The 400-nt window shown below is 43.8% G+C and carries 1 protein-coding gene; it reads right to left on the bottom strand.

From position 1 onward, the window contains the following. A partial coding sequence (locus G4417_RS16620) for a MobA/MobL family protein (RefSeq protein WP_173684249.1) occupies nt 1–400 on the bottom strand: 400 nt, incomplete at both ends.

The following is a 400-nucleotide window of genomic DNA, read 5'->3' as shown; positions in this document are numbered from 1 at the left end:
GTAGCATCGGTCAGCACCCGTTTCCATTGCAGGCGGTTTCTTGCACCAATCTTCTGAATTCCGTTTTCGTCTAATACAGGGATACGGATTCCATGACGGTCAGGGTTTTTCTTATCCTGCCACCAGTTCGGATGGGATTCATCAATCACGATATTTCCGTTTTTATCTCTGACAAAATCCCAATCCTTGACTTCTTTCTTTCCCCAAGAATGATCCGGGTTAAAAGGACGCATAGTCAGAAGCAGATGGACATGGGGGTTGCCATCCCCTTTATCGTGGATACTCCAATCAGCGCACATTCCTCTATCTACAAAAGTTTTTTGGATATAGTCAGTTGTATATTGAATTTGTTCCTGTCTGTTCCATTCTTTGGGAAGGGCAAATTCAAATGACCTGCCAA

Source organism: Blautia wexlerae (assembly GCF_013300825.1).
Lineage (GTDB): Bacteria > Bacillota > Clostridia > Lachnospirales > Lachnospiraceae > Blautia_A > Blautia_A wexlerae_B.
This window is presented reverse-complemented; position numbering and strand designations above follow the sequence as displayed.